The following is a 20,625-nucleotide window of genomic DNA, read 5'->3' on the forward strand; positions in this document are numbered from 1 at the left end:
GATCCATTGGTTGGTGTCGATGTCTGCGACGCGGCAGCCTGAGACTTCTCCGATCCGGGCGGCGGTGCTCGCGGCGAAGAGGACGACGTCGCCCCAGCCCCGGTAGTGGTTGGAGGAGGCGGCGACGAGTGCATCGGCCAGTTGGACGAGCGTGTCCCAGGTCGAGGGTCTTCAACTCCAGCCCGCGCAGGGCGAGAGTCATGTTCGCGTTGCCGTACTCGGCGAGGCTTGTGGTGGCGAGCGCCAGGGACAATCCGGCCTGGGCTGCTTCGAGGATGGCCTGGGGCCACTCCTGTGCCTCGCCCTCGTCAGCCATTCCCTCAGACACGGACAGGCGACGCTTCGTCGTGGGATCGAACCAGCGGGCACGCGTGCGGTAAGGGTTGGGGCGATCGGGCCGGTACTCGATGTCGGTGGAGAGCCGGACACCGACCGGAACAACGGTTCTATCGGCCATCAGGCTTCTGGGCACGGGATGGTTCGGCGGCTGCGCAGCCATTCCTCGACGTCGAGCGCGCTGTACATGATGACGCGTTCCGAGACGGAGACGAACGGCGGGCCCTGCGGTGGCCGAACGGTGCGCCAGCGACGGAGAGTCGAGGCATCTACGTGCAGGAGGGCGGCGAGGTCCTTGGTCGAATACCAGGCGTTGGACAGGAGGGACGAACGGTCGTCGTTTTGGAGGCAGACAGCGGCTCCGACGACGGAGTGCGTCGCGCCTTCCTTTTGCTTGCGGTTGATGGTTTGTGGATGCCGTTATCGGTTCGGGAGACAAGTGTGGTGGATCTCCGGGTGGTGAGGATCACCAGGCGGATACGGGAGAAGGGCCGCCGGCGACGGACGATGCGGCCCGCGAGAGGAGAACACGGGATTTCATCTCCGCAGCGGTGGCGAGGTCTCGCCGTGGGACGATCCGCGGTGGTGCTCGGTGCAGACGTGGGACAACAATCGTCTGCAGAAGCGCCGGTTTGCCCAACCGGCGATGCGCGACTATGTTCCCGCCGCTCACGACGAGATCTCCGGGATATGACTTGCATGGGCGCAGAGATCCGTTGGAGGCCGCCGTTTCACGCCTTCCCGATGACACATCGCGTCGAGCGCGTCATCGGGTAGCTTGGAGGTTGTCTTAACGGATGTTGGTGGACACGAACGTGGACAACCCCGACCGCCAGGTACGGCTGAGCTTCCTGGGCTGAGCGTGACCGCTGCCGGGCAGTTGGGGACGGTCTGTATGACTCGGGAAACGGCATCCTCGCTTGCATGGCGGAGACCCGAGCGTCCCGGGAGCGGCTGCGTGTCGGCCGTGAGGCGGGACTGTACGATGCGCCGGATGACGCGGCTTGGTTCCGTAATCGGTAGGGGGCTCTGGGGCGCGAACTGGTGGCATGGGAGGCCGAGCCGAAGCGGCTGCCCGGCATGATCCAGCGGCCGACCGGTGAGACCGTCGCCGACCGGTGGTTCGGCGTACCTGACGTGCAGGCCCGTAAGGAGATCCCGGTCGGTTGCGGCGTCCGGGTCACCCTCTTCCTAGTCGGCACACCGCGCCGCTGGGTACCCGGATTCATACACGGCCCGGAGCGGAACCCGACCAGCACGCTGTAGGTGGCGATGCACGCGTGGGTGTGCGTTCGCGGCGCGAACACTCTGACCCGCAATTTCCACCGCTTCCTCGACCATACCGGACTCCGCCACATCCGAATCCACGACCTAGGTGTATTGATACGTAGCGATGTTCACTCGACCGCGACATTGCTCCTGGAGTAAGGCGTCGGCCTCGCCGTCATCACGGAACTCCTCGGCCACGCCCACATCGGCGTCGCCGCCACCGTGTAAGCCCATGTCCGGCTCCGCTTCCAGCGCGACGCCATCGACGCTCTCAGCACCGCACCCGGCCACCCGACGAACATCAGGACGGCCACGGGTAACAGCAGCGAGCAGCCACCCTGCGCCGCTGACGTTGTCGTCAACTACTGCCGTCATGCCGTGCAGAAGCCCCGTCAGGGCATTCCTGACGGGGCTTCTGCACGCTATCGCGAGATCACCGGGGCCAGGGCTGAAGTCCGGGATCGGAGTGCAGGCAGACCAGAGGTCGATCTGCACAGATCACCAATTCCAAAGCGTCCTCGACAGTAGAGCCTATTTCCCATATCCATCCGAGGCCTGCGGCCACTACCTTTCCTCCCATTTCCACGAAAACGCTCGAATAACTGAGCTACTCGCCGATAGGGAAGTACTGGCCACCAAGAACCCCCTCGATCTTCGAAGTCAGATCACGTTGGCCAGCCCCAGCCGCGATGGGGTCGAAGTTGAAAGGCTCATCGTTTTCGAAATTCGGACCAGATGTGTTCATCGGCTCAATAACCAATCCTCCCAGAGAGATGAGGATCTCCTCGGCTTTTGAACTTGGCAGGTACCCCTCCTGCCGCAAGGAGTCGAGCCAGTGGCTGGCGTCCACTCTCCGGCGTGAGTGCCAGCCGGCATCACGAAGGGCTTGCAGCAGGCTGGGGGACATCGAGTCAAACTTGGTCATGCTCTTTAACCGATCCCGAGGTTGCCCAGTAGCTGCGCACAGCCACCACATGGAGTGGCTGGCTCGCCGTGTCCGGCAGTGCTCGAAGTGGGCATGGAGTTATTTCTTGATCTCACCGTGCGCATCGTTCCTGACCTGATCGCACCGCTGCCTTCAGCCGCCTGCGCCTGGATTAGGCAGCTCACCTCCGCACAGCCCCCATGATGACCAGCTTCTTTTAGAGCTTCGGCCAGTTCCCCGTCCGCCTGCTGGCCATGCTTATTACGGCCGTAATACTTGGCCCCGGAGGGGGACTCGTCCTCGGAGGCGAACTTTGTTCCCGGCTCATTACGCGCAGAGTCGGCATAATCCACAAGTGGATCGCAATTGTGAACGAGTACTGGCGTAGCCCCCGCCAGCACATAGTACGTGTGCTGCGCGAAGCCTTCGCCCTGCTTTCTCGCAGGTCAAGTGCAGTTTGCTGGTCCGGTAAAGTGCGTGGATGTCCGTGGTTGTGCGGGGTTGTTGCCGTCGCTACCGCGGTCAGACGGTTCAGCCCAGGTACGGCCTTTCGCGCTGTTCCAGGAAGTGTTGGAGCCTGAGTCGTTGGGTGTGGTGCATCGGCAGCTGCTCGATCTCGTCCGGCGGCACGAACCGGAGCTCGGTGGACTCGTCGGAGATTGTCAGTTGGCCGCCGGTGATGCGGGCGGTGAAGCAGACGTTGAACTGGCGCCGGACCTCGCCGTCGGTGTAGGCGATGATGCGTTTCGGGTCGGTGTACGTGCCGACCAGGCCGGTGATCTCAACATCGAGGCCGGTCTCCTCTTTGACCTCGCGGACGGCTGTGCCTGGCAGGGAGTCGGTGAGGTCCATGCCACCGCCGGGCAGCGCCCACAGGTCGTTATCGCGGCGGTGCTGGAGGAGGATGCGCCCGTGATCGTCGGCGACGACGGCGGAGGCGGCGGCGACCATGCTGTTCGGCATAGGCGCGTTCGGGTCGTCGTAGTACTCGGTGCGGGCCACGGTCAGACTTCCTCTCGTTTGGGGGTTGCCGTCGCCCACACGGCGTCGAAGCTGTCGGCGTAGGTATCGAACATGCCGCCTGTCCCGTGTCGGCGAAGATGCCATACGGGGGAGGCGTAGGCGTTGACGCTCCAGACGCGTGCGTTGACGAGTTGCTGGTCGTCGGCGCGGTAGAGGGAGTTGTAGAGCGTGGTGCCGTGGGCGCGTACTTCGATGCCTGGGGTGGCGGCGAGCGGCTTTTAGTGCATGAGGGCGAGGCGGCAGCGGGATTCGATGCCATGGCCGAACCGCTCCTCCTTGCCGAGGGCTTGGACGTTGTCGCTGCCGGGGTCCCCGATCGCGATGCGGACGGTGCAGCCTTCGGCGGCGCGTTCGGTGAGGAGTTCGTTCAGCCGCGGGTACGCCTCGTGGAGGAAGACTGCCGAGTGGACGAGGATGTCGATCCGTTCCCGGGTCTGGGCCATCAGGTCGGTGAACGTTGCGACGGGGAGGTCGGCCCGCTGCTCGTAGAGCGCCACCAGTTCGTGGCTGATGGCGCGGGCGGGGCGGGCCTGGCGGAGGCCGGCCAGAGTGCGTGCACCTCTTCTCCCAGGGCCTTGGCCGCCTGGAGGGCGGTGGTACGACGTGGGATGCGCCCGAGGTTCACCCAGCGCTCGACCGACTTGAGGTCGACCTCGACCTGCTGAGCGAGTGCGGCGTACGTCTAGCCTCCCGCCGCCATGACGGCTCGTAGTCTCTCGTTCGGCACGAGTGTCCCCCTTCGTCTCAGGACGGCACTAGGGGCGTTCTACACGGTGCAGGACGACCCGAAGTGGGGTTTGGTGGAGGTTCCTTCGTCCCGGTGACCGGCGTGAGGATTGGTGCCGACCCTGCGGCACCAACAAGCCCAGGGGTACGCATCAACGCCGCCGAGGAGCGTCACCGTGCGAATGAGCGCCATCCCCACGTGCTCCCGCCCTGAGACTGGACGCCCGGTCCCGCGCCGCCTCGCTGGGGTGGTCACGATGACGGCCCCCACCCCTGATGCCGACGGGCAGCCCGTCTCGCCCGATGCTGGCGCCCTGGTGGTCGACCGGCGGAACGGCAAGGTGGGCGTGGTGATGGGGCATGTGGGGACGTACGTGCAGCTTCGGCCGCCGCGCGGTGGTCGAGGGTGGGACGTGCCACCCGAAGACGTACGTTCGCCGACTCCGACAGAGGAGTTGAGCGCGAAGGTGGCCGTGGCCAACCGGAGGTGGGGACGGTGACCCCGCGGTCGGTCCTGCGCTACGAGACCTGGACACTCCAGCCCGACCGCGAGCCGGACGCGGAGCCGGTCTTGTACGCGATGCAGTGCGCCGTGGACGGAGAGATGTCCCCGACAAGCGAGGACTTCGCCGAACCGCAGGACTGGGTGCTGCGGCACTGCGGCCAGAACCCGTCCCATTACGCCTACCGAGAGATCATCACTCGCCCCTGGCGGGCCTGGCGGCAGACGTGACCTGTCCCCCTCGGCCAGCCGCCGCACCGCGCTGACCCACTCGACTCCCGTCCCTGCCGGGCGCGGCCAATCGAGGCTCCCCGCCCTTGTGAGCCCTGGCAAAGACGGGCCCATATGAGCGTGCTGTGCTTATGACTACGGGGTCGGGGCCTCAGCCACAGAAAGTCAGCCACGACGGCGGCGAGTGCGTCGAACGTTCACCCGCCACGTGTGTTTCGCTCACCCCCGCACCGGCAACAGCCCAGTTATCTCCATCGTCACGACCCCCAGCCAGGCAGCATGCATGGGCGTCCGGCACGGCGCGAGGCCCGCCGGGCGGCCTCTCAAGAACAGCTCACCCGCTGGTCAAGCTGTCCGGTCGATGGTCAGGTCCGTTGTTGTCGGCGCTTCTTCGATTCGGCACTATTTCTTTGAGATCATCGAAATGCCGCCGCTCGCAAGGGAAAACATCCGCGCAGGTACCTCCCGAACGGCCGGGTCTCGATCAAGCCGCTCCAACGACTCGAACCTTGCCGGATCAATATCGATCGTGGCGATTCCGCCAGCTCCCTTGCCGTCTACGACCGAGAACAACACGAGACACCGGAATGCCGACACAGCCCCACCTCGCTCCTCTCGCATCAGCGATTGGAGGACGACGGGACCATCCTTGACCTGGCTGCGGAGCGCGTCTACCGAGGACCATCTAGTCGCCCAGCCTCGACTCTCCGCCTCCAACTGGATCGCGAGAAGCGTTTCGAAGCTGATCTGGCAAATACGAAAGTCGGGGTCGGTCGAATGGATCAGAGGCATCAAGCATTACTCCGGGTCGTAGACATCAACGCGTATTGGTGTATCGGGGTCAATGCGCCCGTCCCTGACTCTTGTTTGAAGTTCATCCCAGCGGTGATGCCCTCCAAGGATCGTGCCGTCGTGCGAGACGAGGAGTCCGCCTCCCTCGCCAGGGTTGTTGATTCCGTCCAGGAGTTCTTCATTACTCAGTTCTTCGTGATACCACTGCGATGCCGGATCCCGGGTCTTCTCCCCCTCGGTATATTTACCGAGATCGCCAGCCTTCTCGGTTCGCGTCGTGATTCCGCATGCAGTGTTGTGCACCAGCACTGGCGTACTACCCGCCAGCACATAGTACGTGTGCAGGTCGGCGATCGTGAGGTCGTAGGTGACGGCCTTCTTGTGGTAGTTCCGCACCTTGGCAACGAGAGCCGTAGCGCCGTTCGACTCGCGGAGCTTCGTGCCTGGGGTGAGGCGGGAGGCGTCGACCCACTGGTGGGTGCCGGCGTCCCAGAACGGGTGGTGCCAGGTCGTCGTGAGGACGGCGCTGGACTTCGTCGCGGCGTGGCCTTTGCCGGCGGCCTTTGTCGCGGTGACGGTCAGGTCCGTGAAGTCGCGGTCCGTCGTCGTCTTGATGACGCGCTGCACCGTGTGCGTGGCCGTGACACCGGTCTGCGGATCGGTCGCCTCGACCTTGTCGCCCTGTCTGACGCTCACGATCGGCTTGCTTCGTCCGCCGGCGAGCAGGACCGGGGCGTCCCCTGTGAAGCTGTGCTTTCCTACCGCACAGCTCTTGGCGAGCTCTTCGGCGACATTCGTCCCCTCCTCTTCGCCCAGATCCTCCCCGGCTTTATAGGCGGCTATCGCCCATTCGTCCTAGCCGCCGGTGGCAAGGAAACCGCCCACTACGAGGCCCGCGGAGACACAGCCCCCCAGGCTCGGGTCCGAGACGCAGCCGACGACATCCGACGCACCGGAATAGTGGTAGGCCAGACTCCCGACCTTTTTCACATACTGGCTGACACTGAACCCGGACTTCTTCGGTGCGGGTTTCGGCTTCGGCTTGGAGAAGTACTGCCATGTCGGCACGGTGTATGCGTCGTAGTGGTAGAGCAGGGCGTTGTACTTGGCGGTCGACCTGCCGTGGCTGTCGATGCAGCCCTGCTCTTTGTAGATGTTGTGCTGCACCGTGGCATTGCCGTATCCGAGCCCGGTCACCGGGTCGTAGATCATCGCCCCCGAAGGGTCCGACTCCGTCACAGGGTCGTTGCCCGAGTAGTCGTAGCCGCCCAGTTGCGTGGGGTCGGTGGTCTCCAGGACCGGGTCCGCCGAGATGAAACGGCCGTCCGTCGGGTCGTACTCGCGGGCGCCCAGGTTCTCCAGGCCCGTCGCGGAGTCAGGTGCGCCGCCCACGTAGCCGTCGTCGCCGCCCGGCCAACTCGTGGGTGAAGTGGCGCGGTCCTGCCCGAAGGGCAAGTACGCGCGACGGGTTACGGCGTATGTCTGGTAGTCGATCGCGAGGGTGTCCGTGCCGTGGCGATCGGGGATGAGGTACTGGATGTCGTTGCCAGAGCGTTCCGCGACGACCGTGCCCGTACCGCGAGGTCGTAGTAGCGGTTGCCGCTGATGGCGCCTGTTGAGGTGTTCTCGGTGATCTGTTCGCCGTCGAGGAACAGCGTCGCCTCGCCGGGGTCCGTGCGCAGGACCAGGCTGCCGTCCGTGTCGTAGAGGTACGTGCTGGTGCCGCCCGTCGCCGTGTCCGAGAGGGACGCGAGGTTGCCCTGGTCGTCCCACGACATCGTCTGCGTGCCGGACTCAGTGGTGCGGGCCGTCTCGTCGCCGGCCGCGTCGTAGGTGTAACTCGCCGTCTGGGCAGTCTTTTCGGGGCCGGTGGCGGAGGTGCCGGTCAGGGTGTGCGGCTGGTCGGACGCCGAGCCCTGCGCCGGGTAGACGTAGGTGGCCGTCGTGTCCTCGGACGTGTCGCCGGTGACGTCGTGGTCGGTCTGCGTGGACCGGTCCCCGGCATCGTCGTACGTCCAGGACTGCCAGTACGGCTGTGGACCGCCGACCGTTGCGCTGCTTCCGGCTCCGGGTGTCGCCGCGCAGGCGTCCGTGGCGGTCCAGTCGGGGGTGAAGCGACCCGCCTCCACCGTGCCAGTGGAGAGGACCGGCCCGATGTCGCTGGATCTGGAGACCCCGCAGTCCGTGGCTTCCGATGCCCTTGCGGGTGGGCGGGGAGCGCGAGGACGCCGCGTTCCGCAGCTCATCGCGGACCAACTGCGCGCGCTGATCCAGGAGGGCAAGTGCGGGCCGGGTGAACGGCTCGCCAGTGAGCGCCGGTTGGTGGCGCAGTACGGCGTCAGCAGGCCAACCGCGCGGGAGGCGCTGCGCATTCTGGAAGCCCGTGGGCTCATCGAGATCCGCGCGGGAGGGCACGGCGGAGCCTTTGTCAGGCGAATCGACGTGGACACAGCGGTGAAGAAGATCCACCAACTCTTGGCGGTGTCCTCGCTGACGACGTCTGACCTCGCGGAGGTGTGTGGAGCTCTGGAGGCCGCGATCATGCCCGTGGTCTGCGCCCACGCGACGGAGGACGAGGTGGCGGCGCTCTCGGAGATGTGCGCCCGCCACGAACGGGCGGCGGCAGAGGGGCGGGCGGGCGCTGGCGACGGCCTGCTCTTCCATGCGAGCCTGCCCGCAATGACGCACAACCAGGTGCTGGAGACACTGGTGCGCGCACTGTGGATGCAGCGGGCGGAGGCTGCGGGAGGCGCGTCTCCGGCGCCTCGCGCGGACTACTGCTCTCCGGCCGGTCACCAGGCCGTGGTCGCGGCCATCGAGAGGGCGGATGTGTCCGAAGCGATCCGACTGATCATCAACTGCACACGCCGCTACGACACCACGGAAACTCCTGCCTTCGGCATTGACACCCGTTCGGAGACCGTCCAGAATATGGCCTGATGGTATGACCAAATAGTTCATGGTCTGAAATCGGGAGATGTGATGCGCGAATCCGGTGACATCGGGGACGGCGCGGACGAGGAGCCCGCGACACCCGCCGACGCGGCCCTGGCGGGCCTGTACCACAGTCAGAAGAACAGGATCTTCGTCCGCAGCATCGAGGGCGACTACGGCCTGTCCGCGGAGTTGGAGCGGCTGCGCGCCGTACCGCGGGTCCGCAAGGCCAACGAGATCAAGTTCGTCGACGGTCCGCAGGCGTACAGCCGGCACTACGTGGAACCCAAGGACGGCATCACGCAGACCTTCCACCTGCACCTGGAGGAGTACGGGCCCGGGGGCAAGTCGCAGAAGCACGGACACGTCAATGAGGCGGCGTTCTACATACTGGACGGCCGCGGCTACGAGATCCACGACGGCATCCGCTACGACTGGGAAGCCGGCGACGTGGCGATCGTGCACAACAACTGCGTACACCAGCACTTCAACGCCGACCCGGAGAAGCCCGCGCGCGCCCTCGTGATCAAGACCAAGCCGATGTACCTGTTCATGAACATGCTCTTCCAGAAACAGGTGGAGCCGCGGCAGACCGAACCGGCCCCTGGAGGCGTCGGATTCGAGGCCCGCGAGGCCGAAGAGGACTTCAACCACCCGGAAGGCGGCTACTGACCGTGGCGTGGGGCGAAACGAGCGCCTGGATATCGGGCGACGACAATCAGCCGCTCTACGGGCGGCTGCTCCAGGAGGCCACCGAGGCCCCGGTGCGCAACGCCGGACGCAAGAAGATCGTCCGGCCGCACGAGATGCCCTGGGAGATGTCCCGCCAGGGCATCCTCAAGCACCTGATCAACGAGGACATGAACACCCGCATGGAGACGGTCGACGCCTACATGCAGATCATCCCCGCGGGCAGCCGCTCCGGCCGGCACCGCCACCTGGCCGAGGAGTGCCTGTACGTGCTGGAGGGCCGCGGCTACGACCAGCACCAGGACTGCGATGTCGAGATCACCGACACGTACCACTGGAAGCCGCGCCCCGAGATCCAGCGGTTCGAGTGGGAGGCCGGTGACGTGATCTACGTGCCGCCCAACACGATCCACCAGCACTTCAACGCCGAGCCGGGGCGCCCAGTCCGGCTGATCTCGGCGATCAACCGCATCTACCGCCACTCCGGACTCAACGATCTGGAGCAACTGGACGACGCTCCCGAGTACGAACCGGACGTCACACTCGACGCGGAGGCGATCCGGCGCTACCTGTCGGCTCCGAACCCCGTGGGGTAATGGGCTTCACGTCCGGATCACCGGGCGATCCGAGGGTGGTGCCTGCGGCGCACCACCCGGCCGGGGGATCACGGCTGTGAATCCGTTCGGTGGCTGGCGTGCCGCCGACGGGGCGGCGCGGCGGGCAGATCAGTCCGTTGGCCGCCCGACCTCCCCCGCAGCGTGGAGGAAGGCGTGCTTCTGCACCGCTTTCTCGTAGATCCCGGAGACGCCCACCGCGTCGAGGACGCGGCAGCGCGTGATCCAGGACAGGATCTCGCCGAGCCAGTACCGCCTGGTGGCGTCCATCGGCCTCGCCCCGCCGTGGGACACACTGGCACGTGCCGAGGCGACGGCCTTCTCTGTCGAGGGCATTGAGAGCCTGGCGCACGCGCTCGGCATGGCGTTCTCTGGCGAGGTCTCTGGTGTCGTAGAGATTCTTGTTCGCTGCCAGGGCTTCCAGCGCCTGGAACGACGAGGCGAACCGGTGCTCGGAGTGGATGAAGGGTGCGTACAGCGGTGCGAGGAGCGGTGCGAGGACAGGACGGAATTCCTGGTACCGGTCGTACCAGCGTGTGACGAGAGCGCCGGTGTCAATCAGTCGGTCGTGTGCGGTCAGCAGCGTGGGGGAGCCGTAGCCGAGGATGGAACCGGCTGTGGTGGGCGGCCTGATCGCGTCGAAGTAGGCCCTGCACAGGTTCCCCTGCGCGTGATCGGCCGGCCGGAGCAGGAGGGTGCTCATGGCGAGCGGTCTGCCGAGGCAGAGGGCCATCAGATCGTGCAAGGGCTTGACCCGCTGCTCCAGCATGCCGCGCCAGGGCAGGGGTGTGTGCGTCGAGACGTCGAAGTGAGTGCGCTGGGTGAAGTCGACCCAGGTGTCGCTGCCGCTGCCGTACAGCCCGGTCGTGATGGCCACCGACCCGTCGGGATGTGTGCGTCGGTGATCTTCGTGGTTTCCATCGAGAAGGACCAGTCGCGGCCGGCGGGGCGCACGGCGGAAGGCGCGTTCACCCAGTCGGCCAGGTGGCCGATCTCCCCCCGGGCCTCGGCGAAAAGTGCGGTGGTGACGCGGGCGTTGACCAGCGCGAGCCCCGGCCTGTACGTCTCCTCGCTACTCGGCATCCCGGGCAGGTAATGGTCCGTCACATCCAGCAGGGTGATGTCCTTGCCGTCCCGGGTCGTCCCGTGGACGACGGGATCGGTCACGTCCTGGAGCTTCATCGAGGTAAGACGGTGACGCCGTATGGGTACAGAGTCGATCCGTCCGGACCTGGCGTCCAGGTATATGCCCCCCGCGACGACCGAAGCGGTTCTGTCGGCGGGGCTGAGGTATCTTTATTGCGTAGTACTTGCAACTGCACAGGATGTGCGAAAGGAGTCGTGGTGCGCTCGCCGATGGTCCTGGGGGTCGAGTCGTCCTGTGACGAGACTGGCGTCGGGATCGTCTCGGGCGGGCGGCTGCTGGCGCATGCGGTGGCGTCGAGCATGGACGAGCACGCGCGCTTCGGCGGGGTCGTACCGGAGATCGCTGCCCGCGCGCATCTGCAGGCTTTCAATCCCGTCGTCGGCGAAGCGCTCGCACAGGCGGGTCTGCGACTGTCCGACCTCGACGCCGTCGCTGTGACCACGGGCCCCGGCCTGTCGGGGGCGTTGCAGGTGGGGCTGGCTGGAGCGAAGGCGTTGGCGTACGCGGCGGACGTGCCGCTGTACGGGGTGCACCACCTGGCGGGCCACGTCGCCGCCGACGCGCTGGAGCACGGACCGCTCCCCGACCCTTGCGTGGTGCTGATCGTCTCGGGCGGTCACACCTCACTGCTGCTCGTACGCGACCTCGTGCGTGATCCGATCCTGCACCTGGGGGACACGCTCGACGACGCTGCGGGGGAGTGCTTCGACAAGGTGGCCCGGGTCTTCGGGCTCCCGTACCCGGGAGGGCCTGCCGTCGACAGGGCCGCGCGCGACGGGGAACCGCGGGCCGTGGCGTTTCCGCGTCCCCTGACCGGCCCGCGCGACGACCCGTACGCCTTCTCCTTCTCCGGGCTCAAGACCGCCGCGGCCCGGTGGGCCGAGGCCCACCGGGCGCGAGGCGAGGAGATCCCGCTGGCCGACGGTGCCGCCTCGTTGCAGGAGGCCGTCGCCGATGTGCTCACCCGCAAGGCGCTGGCTGCCTGCCGGGCCCACGAGGTCGCGACGCTCGTCGTGGTCGGCGGTGTGGCGGCCAACTCCCATGTGCGGGCCCTGGCGGAGGAACGGTGTGCCGCGGCAGGTGTCCGGCTTCGCGTACCGCCGCTGACGCTGTGCACCGACAACGGCGCGATGATCGCCGCCGTGGGCGACCTCCTGGTCCGCGCGGACGCCGAACCCGCGCCGCTCGACGTCTCCGTCGACCCCTCGGCGCCGCTTGAGTACGCCGCCCTGCACCCCGTCGCGGCAGTGAGCTGACTGCGCGCCCGCGCGACCAGCCACCATCGCCCGACCCGTCCCACCGACCGGAGCATCCGCTTTGCGCACCAGCGAGATCCGCACCCGATTTCTCGACTACTTCGCGGCCAGAGGGCACGTGCCGGTCCCCAGCGCGCCGCTGCCCACCCCCGATCCGACGCTGCTGTTCGTCAACGCGGGCATGGTGCCGTTCAAGCCGTACCTGACGGGGGAGCAGGCCGCGCCGTGGCCACGCGCCACCAGCGTGCAGAAGTGCATCAGGACCCTGGACATCGACGAGGTCGGCAAGACGACACGCCACGGCTCGTTCTTCCAGATGAACGGCAACTTCTCCTTTGGCGACTACTTCAAGGAGGAGGCGGTCTCCTTCGCCTGGGAGCTGTCGACCGGCTCACTCGACGACGGCGGCTACGGGCTCGACCCGGACCGGATCTGGGTCACCGTCCACCACTCCGACGCCGAGGCCCGCCGGCTCTGGCGCGAGATCGCCGGGCTGCCCGACCACCGGATCGTGGCGCGCGGCGACGAGGACAACTTCTGGTCCATGGGAGTGCCGGGCCCCTGCGGTCCCTCCTCCGAGCTCTTCTACGACCGCGGGTCCGCGCTCGGCCGCGAAGGCGGCCCCGAGGCCGACGAAGACCGCTACATGGAGTTCTGGAACCTGGTCTTCATGCAGTACGAGCGCGGCGAGGGAACAGGCAAGTCCGGCTATCCGATTCTCGGGGATCTGCCCCGTCGCAGCATCGACACCGGGATGGGCCTGGAGCGGATGGCCACGCTGCTCCAAGGCAGGGACAACCTCTACGAGACCGACGAGACCCGGCCCGTCCTGGACCGGGCAGCCGAACTCGCGGGAGTCCGCTACGGCGCGGACGCTCAGTCGGACGTCCGGCTGCGCGTGGTCGCCGACCATGTTCGTACGGCTCTGATGCTCCTCGCGGACGGCACGGCACCCGCGGGCGAGGGCCGCGGCTACGTGCTGCGCCGCATCCTCCGCAGAGCGGTCCGCGCCATGCGCAGGCTCGGCCACCGGGACCCGGCACTGCCCGAGCTCCTGCCCGTCGCCCGCGACTGCATGGCGCCCAGCTACCCGGAGGTCGCGAGGGACTTCCCGCGGATCTCGGACCAGGCGTACGGGGAGGAGGACGCCTTCCGCGCCACTCTGAAGCAGGGCACCACCGTCCTGGACACGGCTGTACGCGGGATCAGGGAGAAGGGCGGGAACACACTGCCCGGCGCACAGGCTTTCCTCCTGCACGACACGTACGGCTTCCCCATCGACCTCACACTGGAGATGGCGGCAGAGCAGGGCGTCCACGTCGACCGCGAGGGCTTCACCGCTCTGATGAACGCGCAGCGCGAGCGCGCGAGAGCGGACACGAGGGCCCGCAAGTCCGGTGGCACCACCGACACCTCCGCCCTGCGGAGCGTCCTCGACGCGCACGGACCGACGGACTGGCGGGCCTGGGACACTCTGGACACCGAGTCCACGGTGCTGGCCGTCCTCGGCGCGTCGGGGCCGGTGCCGGCGGCCGGGGAGGGGGAGATCGTCACCGTGGTCCTCGACCGCTCCCCGTTCTACGCCGAATCCGGCGGTCAGGAGAGCGACGCCGGCCGGATCACCGGTACCTCGGTGACCGCGGAAGTGCTGGACGTCCAGCGGCCCCTGCCGGGTCTCGTCACCCACCAGGTGCGGGTGACGGCCGGTGAACTCGCCCAGGGCGATGCGGTGCACGCGGCCGTCGACCCCGAGTGGCGCCTCGGAGCCCGACAGGCGCACTCCGGCACCCACGTCCTGCACGCCGCCCTGCGCGAGATCCTCGGCCCGACAGCGCTCCAGTCGGGCTCCTACAATCGCCCGGGCCACCTGCGTCTCGACTTCCCCTGGCGCGGGCCGCTTTCCCCGACGGTGCGCGGCGAGGTCGAGGAGGCCGCCAACCGGGCCCTGCGGCGCGACCTCCCCGTCGGCGTGCGCTGGATGCCGCTGACCGAGGCCAAAGCGCTGGGGGCGCTTGCCCTGTTCGACGAGACGTACGGCGAGCAGGTCCGCGTCGTGGAGATCGGCGGTGCCTGGTCGCGCGAGCTGTGCGGCGGCACCCATGTCGCCCACGCCTCGCAGATCGGCATGGTCGCCCTGACCTCCGAGTCCTCCGTCGGAGCCGGCATGCGGCGTCTGGAGGCCGCGGTCGGTATCGAGGGGTTCTCCTATCTGGCCCGCGAGCGCGACCTGGTCACCGCCGTCGCCGAGGAACTCGGGGCTCCGCGCGCCGAGTTGCGCGAGCGGATCGCGGGCCTCCTCGGCCGGATCAGGGCGGTGGACCGGGAGAACGCGCGTCTGAGGCAGCAGGCGACGGACGTGCGCGCCGCCGAACTCGTCGCGGGCGCGGTCGACGCCGACGGCGTCCAGGTGGTCACAACGACCGTCCAGAGCGACGCGGACGAGGCGCGCGTTCTGGCCACGGCGATCCGCGACAGGCTGCCGGTCGGCGTGCCAGGCGTCGTCGGCGTGGCGACTCGTGCTGGAGTCGTCGTCGTAGCGCTGAACGAGGCGGCCGGTGCCACGGGGCTGAACGCCGCCGCACTGGCCAAACGCCTCCTCGGCGGCAGAGGCGGCGGTTCGGCAGAGGTGGCGCAGGGCGGCGGGCTGCCCGCCGACCGGGTCGCCGCCACACTGGCGGAGCTGCCCGGACTCGTCGCGGGCCACTGAGCGGAGGCCGGGGCGCGCAGCGGCAGCGGCGCCCGTGCCGTGTGGACGTGCGCGGGTCGTTATTTCCCCTCGCCCGACCCGGGAACGTCGGCGCACGTTGTCCGCTCCGCGGTGCGGCAGGCTCTACAGCGGCCGTGCAGGGTGAGCGCGCCGCAGGCCGGAGGCTCCAGGTCCGCGAGATCGACGACTGTCTCCAGGAGGCCCGCCAGCCGCTCCGCCGGGATGGAGCGCAGTGTGCCGCAGTCCGTGCAGATGGCGTGGTGGTGTGCCGGGTCGCTCAGTCCGTAGCGGGCGGCGCGGTCGCGGATGGCGACGTGGTGGACGAGTCCGACGTCCTGGAGTGTGGTGACGGCCCGGTAGATGGTCGTGCTGTCGAAGGGGATGGCCAGGTCCGCGATCGCGCGTTGCAGGCCGAGCACGGTGAGGTGTCCGGGGACGGCGAAGGTGGCCGAGGGAGCGGGTGCCCGGTCGCGCCGGTCGGCGCCCGGCGCCCCGGCGAGGACGCCCATGACGACGATGCGGGCGGGTGTGGCCCGCAGGTTACGGCGATGGAGGTGGTCGCGGACATGGCCGCCGAGCGTGCCGAACCGGCCCATGACCTCGCTGAGTGGAACGGAAGGACTGCGGTCGCTCATGCGGTTCCGTTCTCGCCTGGGAGTCTCGCGTTGGACAGGGGTGAGGAGGTCCGACACGGCGACGGGCGAGGAGGCGGCCCCCGCACGGTTCCGCGGTGCGGGAGCCGGAGGCCGAGCTCGCACGGTGCCCCTACTGGCTGTCGGTAGAACGGAGGGGGAGGCTCGCGGACCACTTCTCCTCGATGCGGCCGAAGCGCCATACGAGCAGGGCGATAAGCCAGGAGACGAAGAAGAGGCCGACGATGCCGTAGCCCGCGTAATCGAGATTGATGTCGGCGATGGCGGAGAGTGGGCCGGAGGTGATGTTGGCCTGGTCGGTGAGGACGCCGATCAGCTCGATCGTGCCGATGATCAGGGCGACCGCGACCGAGATGGACGTGATGGTGATGTTGTAGAAGACCTTGCGCACGGGCTTGGCGAAGGCCCAGCCGTAGGCGGCGTTCATGAAGACCCCGTCGACGGTGTCCATCAGGCACATGCCCGCCGCGAACAGGATCGGCAGCACGAGGATGGAGTAGAACGGCAGGCTGAACGCGGCGGCACCGCCGGCCAGGACCAGGAGTCCGACCTCGGTGGCCGTGTCGAAGCCGAGGCCGAACAGAACTCCGATGGGGTAGATGTTCCACGCCTTGCGGACGGACTTCGTGAGACCGTTGAGGAACCGGTTCATGAAGCCCCGCTTGTTGAGCTGGTCTTCGAGTTCCTGCTCGTTGAAGTGGCCCTGGCGCATCTTGCGGAAGATCTTGATGATGCCGACGAGGACGGCGAGGTTGAGGATGCCGAGGACCCACAGGAACACGCCGGATACCGAGGCGCCGATGATCCCGGTCGCGGAGTGCAGGCCGGAATCGTCGTTCTCCACCTGCCCGACGAGGGCCTTGACGCCGACGGAGAGCAGAAATGCGAGCGCGAAGACGATCGTGGAGTGGCCGAGGGAGAACCAGAACCCGACGGAGAGGGGACGGCGTTCCAGCGCCTCACCGCGGGCTTCGCGTTCGGCGTTGTCGCTCATGAGCTTGCGGGTGGTGTTGTCGACGGCGGCGATGTGGTCGGCGTCGAAGGCGTGGCGCAGGCCGAAGGTGTAGGCCAGGACGCCGACGCCGATGTTGAAGACCGGGTGGTCACCGCCGAGGTGGTAATGCTTCGGGACCACGAGACCGAAGAGCACGCCGAACCCGAGAACGTGCAACAGCACGATGAAGCCCAGCATCCCCATGAGTGATCGGCGGTCCTGCCGTGTCAGCGACCGCCGGAACACGCCGAGGCGTTCATGCAGCGGTGGGTCTGTGAATATATCGGCACTCACGGAGCGTCTCCCCGAGGTAGATGAACAAACGGTTGAAGGTTAGACCTTTATTCCCTTTGTTGCAAGAAATTCGCAAGAGAGAGCGGGCCGCTAAAACGGCACCCGCACGAGTGACACCCTCCCCGGCTCGGTCGTCGTGCCACGCGGCCCGGAGGCCGGGTCGCGCGCGTGGCGCACATTCTTGCTGCTAGCGTGCAGTTGCATAGTATGTGCAATTAGGACGACGGAGGGCACGTTCAGCCATGGCCACGTACACACTTCCGGAACTTCCGTACGACTACACGGCGCTTGAGCCGGTGATCGATCCGCAGATCGTGGAGCTGCACCACGACAAGCACCACGCCGCGTACGTCAAGGGCGCCAACGACACCCTGGAGCAGCTCGAAGAGGCCCGCGACAAGTCGTCGTGGGGGTCGATCAACGGGCTGGAGAAGAACCTCGCGTTCCACCTCTCCGGCCACATCCTCCACTCGATCTACTGGCACAACATGACCGGCGACGGCGGCGGCGAGCCCCTCGCTGCCGACGGAGTGGGCGAGCTGGCCGACGCCATCGCCGAGTCCTTCGGCTCGTTCACGGGCTTCAAGGCGCAGCTGACCAAGGCCGCGGCGACCACGCAGGGCTCGGGCTGGGGCGTCCTCGCCTTCGAGCCGGTCTCCGGCCGGCTGATCGTGGAGCAGATCTACGACCACCAGGGCAACGTCGGCCAGGGCTCCGTGCCGATCCTGGTCTTCGACGCCTGGGAACACGCCTTCTACCTCCAGTACAAGAACCAGAAGGTGGACTTCATCGAGGCGATGTGGAACGTCGTCAACTGGCAGGACGTGGCCAAGCGCTACACCGCCGCCAAGGCCCGCGCCAATACCCTGCTTCTCGCCCCCTGACCCAGGGCGTACAGACGTCCGTTCCGTGATCGTCTTCTCACCTTTCACGCGCGGACGGAACACCGAAGGGCGTTCGCGGGGCCGATCCTCGCGGACGCCCTTCTGAGGTCCCGGCGTGTCAGAGTCCCGAAGGGACCGTGGAGGAACGGGACATGGCCGGCTCCCCGCGCGCTGTTTCGGGCTGCGCGGCCGGCACCCGATGCCGCACTGCGTGCCCGGCCATACTCGACCAGGCTGCATCACTCGCGCCCCTGCGTCTGGTCGGCGTGCGAGCACGTTGACACGTCGCTCAAGCCGGGCCCTACCGGACCGGAGATCCTCGCACAGGCGGGTCAACAGCTCCCGCTCTGCCGCCAGATGGCGAAAGTACTCGGTGCCGACTGCGGCCTCCACGTCCTGATCCCCGCTCCCGTGGAATGCTCCGAGGCCACCGCGATCACTCCGATCCGGGAGGTGTGCTCCACGCGCAGTCCGGCGCACATCTCACGCGACCATCGGGCGCGGATCTGGTCGCTGCGCTTCAGCAGCTCCCAGAACATTCAGAGGTTCGAGGCCATGGGGCCGGTATCCGTGGCGCCGGGGTGAAGGGGTGAGAGGAAGACCACCGGGTCCCGGCTGCCGGGCGCCGGGTGAGTGACCCGATGCCAGCCGACGCGCCTGTAGAAGCGCAGAGCATGTTCGGCCCTCGCGGATGTCAGTAGCCAGCAGCGATGCTCGGGAGCGCTTTCAGTGACCGCCGCAAGGGGCGCGGAGCCCAGGCCCTCAGCCCTGGCGGAGGGCAGGCCGGCCAGCTCGTCCACCTCCCGGGCGTCGCCCAGCCACTCGGCGCACCGTTCCGGGCCCAACGCCGCGGTGACTTGCGGATAGCAGCGTTCGTGCGGCAAAGGGATCGAGGTCGTCCAGGCTGCCGCGAAACCCGCGACCTCTTCATCTTTCGCGTTGGGAGGCGTCCCGCTCACGGAGAGGTTTTACGCAACGTGCCGGCCGGAAAGCTCACGTGCGCCGGCCCAGGACGCCGTGACTGCCGCGACCGGTCGCAATTGTGGATACCACCTGCGGCGGCAAACCGGCACTGCGCGACGATCCGGACGGCGGACGGCGTCCCAGGCGGGACGCCGTTCGCCGTCCGGACCGCGGATGTCTCAGCCGCGCGGGGCGAGGTCCGCCCCGTCTGCCACCCGGCCGGGCCCGCCGGAAGTGTCTGTTCCCGGCCCCGCCGGAGTACGGTCGTCCGCGCCGCCGTCCACCGTCCGCCGCCACAGCGGCTTCAGACGGTACGTCAGCGCGTAGAGCGCGGCGGCGGCGCCCGCCGCGACGAACATGCTGAGGTCCCCGGCGCCGGGGTGCGCCTCGGCGAAAGGGCCCGTCCACAGGCTGGAGCGCCAGAACGGGACCGACGCCGCGACGCCGCCCGCCCAGGCCACCAGGCCCCAGCCGACGACCCTGGAGCGGTCGTAGAGTTCGGCGATCCTGCTGGGGTCGGCGCGTCCGCCGAGGTGGAAGTCGAGCAGCAGCACAGCGGCGAACGGAGCGATGAAGTAGGCGGTGAGGTTGAGGAACGCCTTGAACTTCTCCTCCGTGCCGCTGGCGCCCCACAGGCTGATGACGTAGGCGACCAGACAGATCGCGGCCACCGCCTGGGTGCGGCTGACCGGGACCCTCAGGGTCTGGACGGAGATCGCGCCGCCGTAGACGTTGAGGAAGTTCTGCGCGAGCGCGGAGAGCCCGACGGCGATCAGCGCCGGGACGGCGAAGGGTCCCGCCAGCTGGTGCAGGGCGGCGATGGTGTCCGTGGATGTCGTGGAACCGCCGACCACCACGCCCAGGATGCCGAGCCAGCAGATGGTGACGAAGTTGCCGAGGCCGGTGTACCAGGTGGTGTGCCGGACGACCTGCGCGGTGTCGGGCAGATAGCGCGAGTAGTCGGAGGCGAACGGCGCCCAGGCCACCAGGAAAGCGAGGAACCAGCCGCCCAGGGTGACGGAGCCGCCGGTGGTGCCGACGTAGCCGGACGCACCCGGGTTGGCGCCGAAGAGGCTGCCGCCGCGGACCACCGCCACCACCGTGATCAGCAGGAACAGCGGGGTGAGCACATAGGTCAGCCACCGCTGCAAGAAGTTGATCATGTTGTAGCCGTAGACGGCCACAGTGAGTTCGACGGCGGTGAGCAGCGCTCCGCAGAGCCAGTACGGCAGATGGGTCAGCTCGGAGAACGCCTTGCCGCCCAGGATGACGGTGACCGCGGCCCAGCCGATCCCGGAGAAGACGTTGATGTAGGCGACCGGCAGGAAGTTGCCGAAGAAGCCGAGCGGTCCCCGCGCCTGGATCTGCTGGGGCACCCCGAGCCGTACGCCCATCCGCGACATCACGGCCATCATCACGGAGCCGATGCCGGCGCCCGCGACGATCGCGCAGACGGCGGTGGTGAAGCTCAGTCCGAACGTGGCCGCGCTGAACCCCAGGACGATGACGGGAAAATTGAGGCCGGCCGCGAACCAGACGAAAAACTGCGAACTCGGCTTGCCGTGCCGCTCGTTGTGGGGAATGTGATCGACGCCGAAGGGCTCGACCTTGGTGACCACGCTGCCGTAAACGGGGCCTTGGGAGTCCGTTGTCATGGGGTGGTGCTCCAGAGGGCGTCGGGGCGG

22 protein-coding genes and 4 pseudogenes are annotated in these 20,625 nt (G+C 67.7%); 11 read left to right on the forward strand and 15 right to left on the reverse strand.

Annotated features, from left to right (window positions below):
• Both LCE31_RS05320 and LCE31_RS05325 read right to left on the reverse strand, forming a co-directional pair.
• A pseudogene (locus LCE31_RS05320) lies at positions 1 to 457 on the reverse strand (site-specific integrase); the annotation flags it as partial.
• Positions 457 to 741, reverse strand: coding sequence for a helix-turn-helix transcriptional regulator (locus tag LCE31_RS05325; protein ID WP_308042220.1), 285 nt, complete (start codon positions 739 to 741; stop codon positions 457 to 459). The pseudogene LCE31_RS05320 and the gene LCE31_RS05325, both read right to left, overlap by 1 nt.
• Before the next feature lie 639 nt (positions 742 to 1,380).
• On the opposite strand from LCE31_RS05325, the gene LCE31_RS05330 reads away from it, so the two are divergent.
• On the forward strand, positions 1,381 to 1,602 hold the full coding sequence (locus LCE31_RS05330; RefSeq protein ID WP_225012800.1) for a hypothetical protein: 222 nt from the start codon (positions 1,381 to 1,383) through the stop codon (positions 1,600 to 1,602).
• Between the two features lie 42 nt (positions 1,603 to 1,644).
• Positions 1,645 to 1,959 (forward strand): annotated as a pseudogene (locus LCE31_RS41140) (site-specific integrase); the annotation flags it as partial.
• Between the two features lie 253 nt (positions 1,960 to 2,212).
• Here LCE31_RS41140 and LCE31_RS05340 read toward each other — a convergent pair.
• The 3 genes and pseudogenes from LCE31_RS05340 to LCE31_RS05350 all read right to left on the reverse strand — a co-directional run bounded on the left by LCE31_RS05340 (position 2,213) and on the right by LCE31_RS05350 (position 4,253).
• Entirely contained in the window at positions 2,213 to 2,530 is a 318-nt protein-coding gene (locus LCE31_RS05340; RefSeq protein ID WP_225012802.1) for an SUKH-3 domain-containing protein, read from the reverse strand.
• Positions 2,531 to 3,061: 531 nt separating this feature from the next.
• A complete protein-coding gene (locus LCE31_RS05345) occupies positions 3,062 to 3,532 on the reverse strand; it encodes an NUDIX domain-containing protein (protein ID WP_225012803.1) in 471 nt (156 codons plus the stop codon).
• Between the two features lie 2 nt (positions 3,533 to 3,534).
• A pseudogene (locus LCE31_RS05350) lies at positions 3,535 to 4,253 on the reverse strand (XRE family transcriptional regulator).
• Positions 4,254 to 4,527: 274 nt separating this feature from the next.
• On the opposite strand from LCE31_RS05350, the gene LCE31_RS05355 reads away from it, so the two are divergent.
• The gene (locus tag LCE31_RS05355; RefSeq protein ID WP_225012844.1) at positions 4,528 to 4,779 is read left to right on the forward strand and encodes a hypothetical protein; all 252 of its coding nucleotides are present in this window, start codon (positions 4,528 to 4,530) and stop codon (positions 4,777 to 4,779) included.
• Positions 4,767 to 5,012, forward strand: coding sequence for a DUF7848 domain-containing protein (locus LCE31_RS05360; RefSeq protein WP_225012804.1), 246 nt, complete (start codon positions 4,767 to 4,769; stop codon positions 5,010 to 5,012). Before LCE31_RS05355 ends, LCE31_RS05360 begins: the two co-directional genes overlap by 13 nt.
• A gap of 402 nt (positions 5,013 to 5,414) precedes the next feature.
• Here the strand turns inward: LCE31_RS05360 and LCE31_RS05365 are convergent, their stop codons facing one another.
• From LCE31_RS05365 to LCE31_RS05380, 4 genes are all read right to left on the reverse strand, one after another.
• Positions 5,415 to 5,804 (reverse strand): hypothetical protein, encoded by a 390-nt coding sequence (locus LCE31_RS05365; protein ID WP_225012805.1) that lies wholly within the window; start codon positions 5,802 to 5,804, stop codon positions 5,415 to 5,417.
• 6 nt (positions 5,805 to 5,810) lie between these two features.
• Positions 5,811 to 6,500, reverse strand: coding sequence for a polymorphic toxin-type HINT domain-containing protein (locus LCE31_RS05370; RefSeq protein ID WP_225012806.1), 690 nt, complete (start codon positions 6,498 to 6,500; stop codon positions 5,811 to 5,813).
• A gap of 159 nt (positions 6,501 to 6,659) precedes the next feature.
• Entirely contained in the window at positions 6,660 to 7,259 is a 600-nt protein-coding gene (locus LCE31_RS05375) for an RHS repeat-associated core domain-containing protein (protein WP_225012807.1), read from the reverse strand.
• A 14-nt stretch (positions 7,260 to 7,273) separates the two neighbouring features.
• Positions 7,274 to 7,933 (reverse strand): hypothetical protein, encoded by a 660-nt coding sequence (locus tag LCE31_RS05380; RefSeq protein ID WP_225012808.1) that lies wholly within the window; start codon positions 7,931 to 7,933, stop codon positions 7,274 to 7,276.
• Positions 7,934 to 7,958: 25 nt separating this feature from the next.
• Between LCE31_RS05380 and LCE31_RS05385 the strand changes: the two genes are divergently transcribed.
• The 3 genes from LCE31_RS05385 to LCE31_RS05395 are packed head-to-tail and all read left to right on the forward strand — an operon-like array spanning position 7,959 to position 10,024.
• Positions 7,959 to 8,744: a FadR/GntR family transcriptional regulator gene (locus LCE31_RS05385; RefSeq protein WP_225012809.1), complete on the forward strand. Its 786-nt coding sequence runs from the start codon at positions 7,959 to 7,961 to the stop codon at positions 8,742 to 8,744.
• 42 nt (positions 8,745 to 8,786) lie between these two features.
• Complete coding sequence (locus tag LCE31_RS05390) at positions 8,787 to 9,410, forward strand: cupin domain-containing protein (RefSeq protein ID WP_225012810.1); 624 nt, start codon at positions 8,787 to 8,789, stop codon at positions 9,408 to 9,410.
• A 2-nt stretch (positions 9,411 to 9,412) separates the two neighbouring features.
• Positions 9,413 to 10,024, forward strand: a complete 612-nt coding sequence (locus tag LCE31_RS05395; RefSeq protein WP_225012811.1) for a cupin domain-containing protein — start codon at positions 9,413 to 9,415, stop codon at positions 10,022 to 10,024.
• On the opposite strand, the gene LCE31_RS05400 is transcribed toward LCE31_RS05395, so the two are convergent.
• On the reverse strand, positions 9,966 to 10,919 hold the full coding sequence (locus LCE31_RS05400) for a hypothetical protein (protein WP_308042218.1): 954 nt from the start codon (positions 10,917 to 10,919) through the stop codon (positions 9,966 to 9,968). The genes LCE31_RS05395 and LCE31_RS05400 overlap by 59 nt on opposite strands.
• A gap of 89 nt (positions 10,920 to 11,008) precedes the next feature.
• Positions 11,009 to 11,224: pseudogene (locus LCE31_RS41145) on the reverse strand (hypothetical protein); the annotation flags it as partial.
• A gap of 174 nt (positions 11,225 to 11,398) precedes the next feature.
• Here LCE31_RS41145 and tsaD point away from each other — a divergent pair.
• Positions 11,399 to 12,445 (forward strand): tRNA (adenosine(37)-N6)-threonylcarbamoyltransferase complex transferase subunit TsaD, encoded by a 1,047-nt coding sequence (gene tsaD / locus LCE31_RS05405; protein ID WP_225012845.1) that lies wholly within the window; start codon positions 11,399 to 11,401, stop codon positions 12,443 to 12,445.
• A gap of 61 nt (positions 12,446 to 12,506) precedes the next feature.
• Positions 12,507 to 15,152 carry an alanine--tRNA ligase gene (gene alaS / locus LCE31_RS05410; RefSeq protein WP_225012812.1) on the forward strand — a complete coding sequence of 882 codons (2,646 nt, stop codon included), beginning with the start codon at positions 12,507 to 12,509 and terminating at the stop codon, positions 15,150 to 15,152.
• Between the two features lie 59 nt (positions 15,153 to 15,211).
• On the opposite strand, the gene LCE31_RS05415 is transcribed toward alaS, so the two are convergent.
• Both LCE31_RS05415 and LCE31_RS05420 read right to left on the reverse strand, forming a co-directional pair.
• Positions 15,212 to 15,787 carry a Fur family transcriptional regulator gene (locus LCE31_RS05415; RefSeq protein WP_225012813.1) on the reverse strand — a complete coding sequence of 192 codons (576 nt, stop codon included), beginning with the start codon at positions 15,785 to 15,787 and terminating at the stop codon, positions 15,212 to 15,214.
• 130 nt (positions 15,788 to 15,917) lie between these two features.
• The gene (locus LCE31_RS05420) at positions 15,918 to 17,093 is read right to left on the reverse strand and encodes a HoxN/HupN/NixA family nickel/cobalt transporter (RefSeq protein WP_308042219.1); all 1,176 of its coding nucleotides are present in this window, start codon (positions 17,091 to 17,093) and stop codon (positions 15,918 to 15,920) included.
• A gap of 242 nt (positions 17,094 to 17,335) precedes the next feature.
• Between LCE31_RS05420 and LCE31_RS05425 the strand changes: the two genes are divergently transcribed.
• Both LCE31_RS05425 and LCE31_RS40305 read left to right on the forward strand, forming a co-directional pair.
• Positions 17,336 to 17,977 (forward strand): superoxide dismutase, encoded by a 642-nt coding sequence (locus LCE31_RS05425; protein WP_225012814.1) that lies wholly within the window; start codon positions 17,336 to 17,338, stop codon positions 17,975 to 17,977.
• A 357-nt stretch (positions 17,978 to 18,334) separates the two neighbouring features.
• The gene (locus LCE31_RS40305) at positions 18,335 to 18,562 is read left to right on the forward strand and encodes a hypothetical protein (protein ID WP_263631489.1); all 228 of its coding nucleotides are present in this window, start codon (positions 18,335 to 18,337) and stop codon (positions 18,560 to 18,562) included.
• Here LCE31_RS40305 and LCE31_RS05435 read toward each other — a convergent pair.
• Together LCE31_RS05435 and LCE31_RS05440 are read right to left on the reverse strand one after the other, a co-directional pair.
• Entirely contained in the window at positions 18,517 to 18,936 is a 420-nt protein-coding gene (locus tag LCE31_RS05435) for a GNAT family N-acetyltransferase (protein ID WP_225012816.1), read from the reverse strand. The two genes, LCE31_RS40305 and LCE31_RS05435, sit on opposite strands and share 46 nt — an antisense overlap.
• A gap of 183 nt (positions 18,937 to 19,119) precedes the next feature.
• Entirely contained in the window at positions 19,120 to 20,595 is a 1,476-nt protein-coding gene (locus LCE31_RS05440) for a purine-cytosine permease family protein (protein WP_225012817.1), read from the reverse strand.
• Positions 20,596 to 20,625 lie beyond the last annotated feature (30 nt).

It is taken from the genome of Streptomyces sp. 8L, assembly GCF_020176795.1.
Taxonomy (GTDB): Bacteria; Actinomycetota; Actinomycetes; order Streptomycetales; family Streptomycetaceae; genus Streptomyces.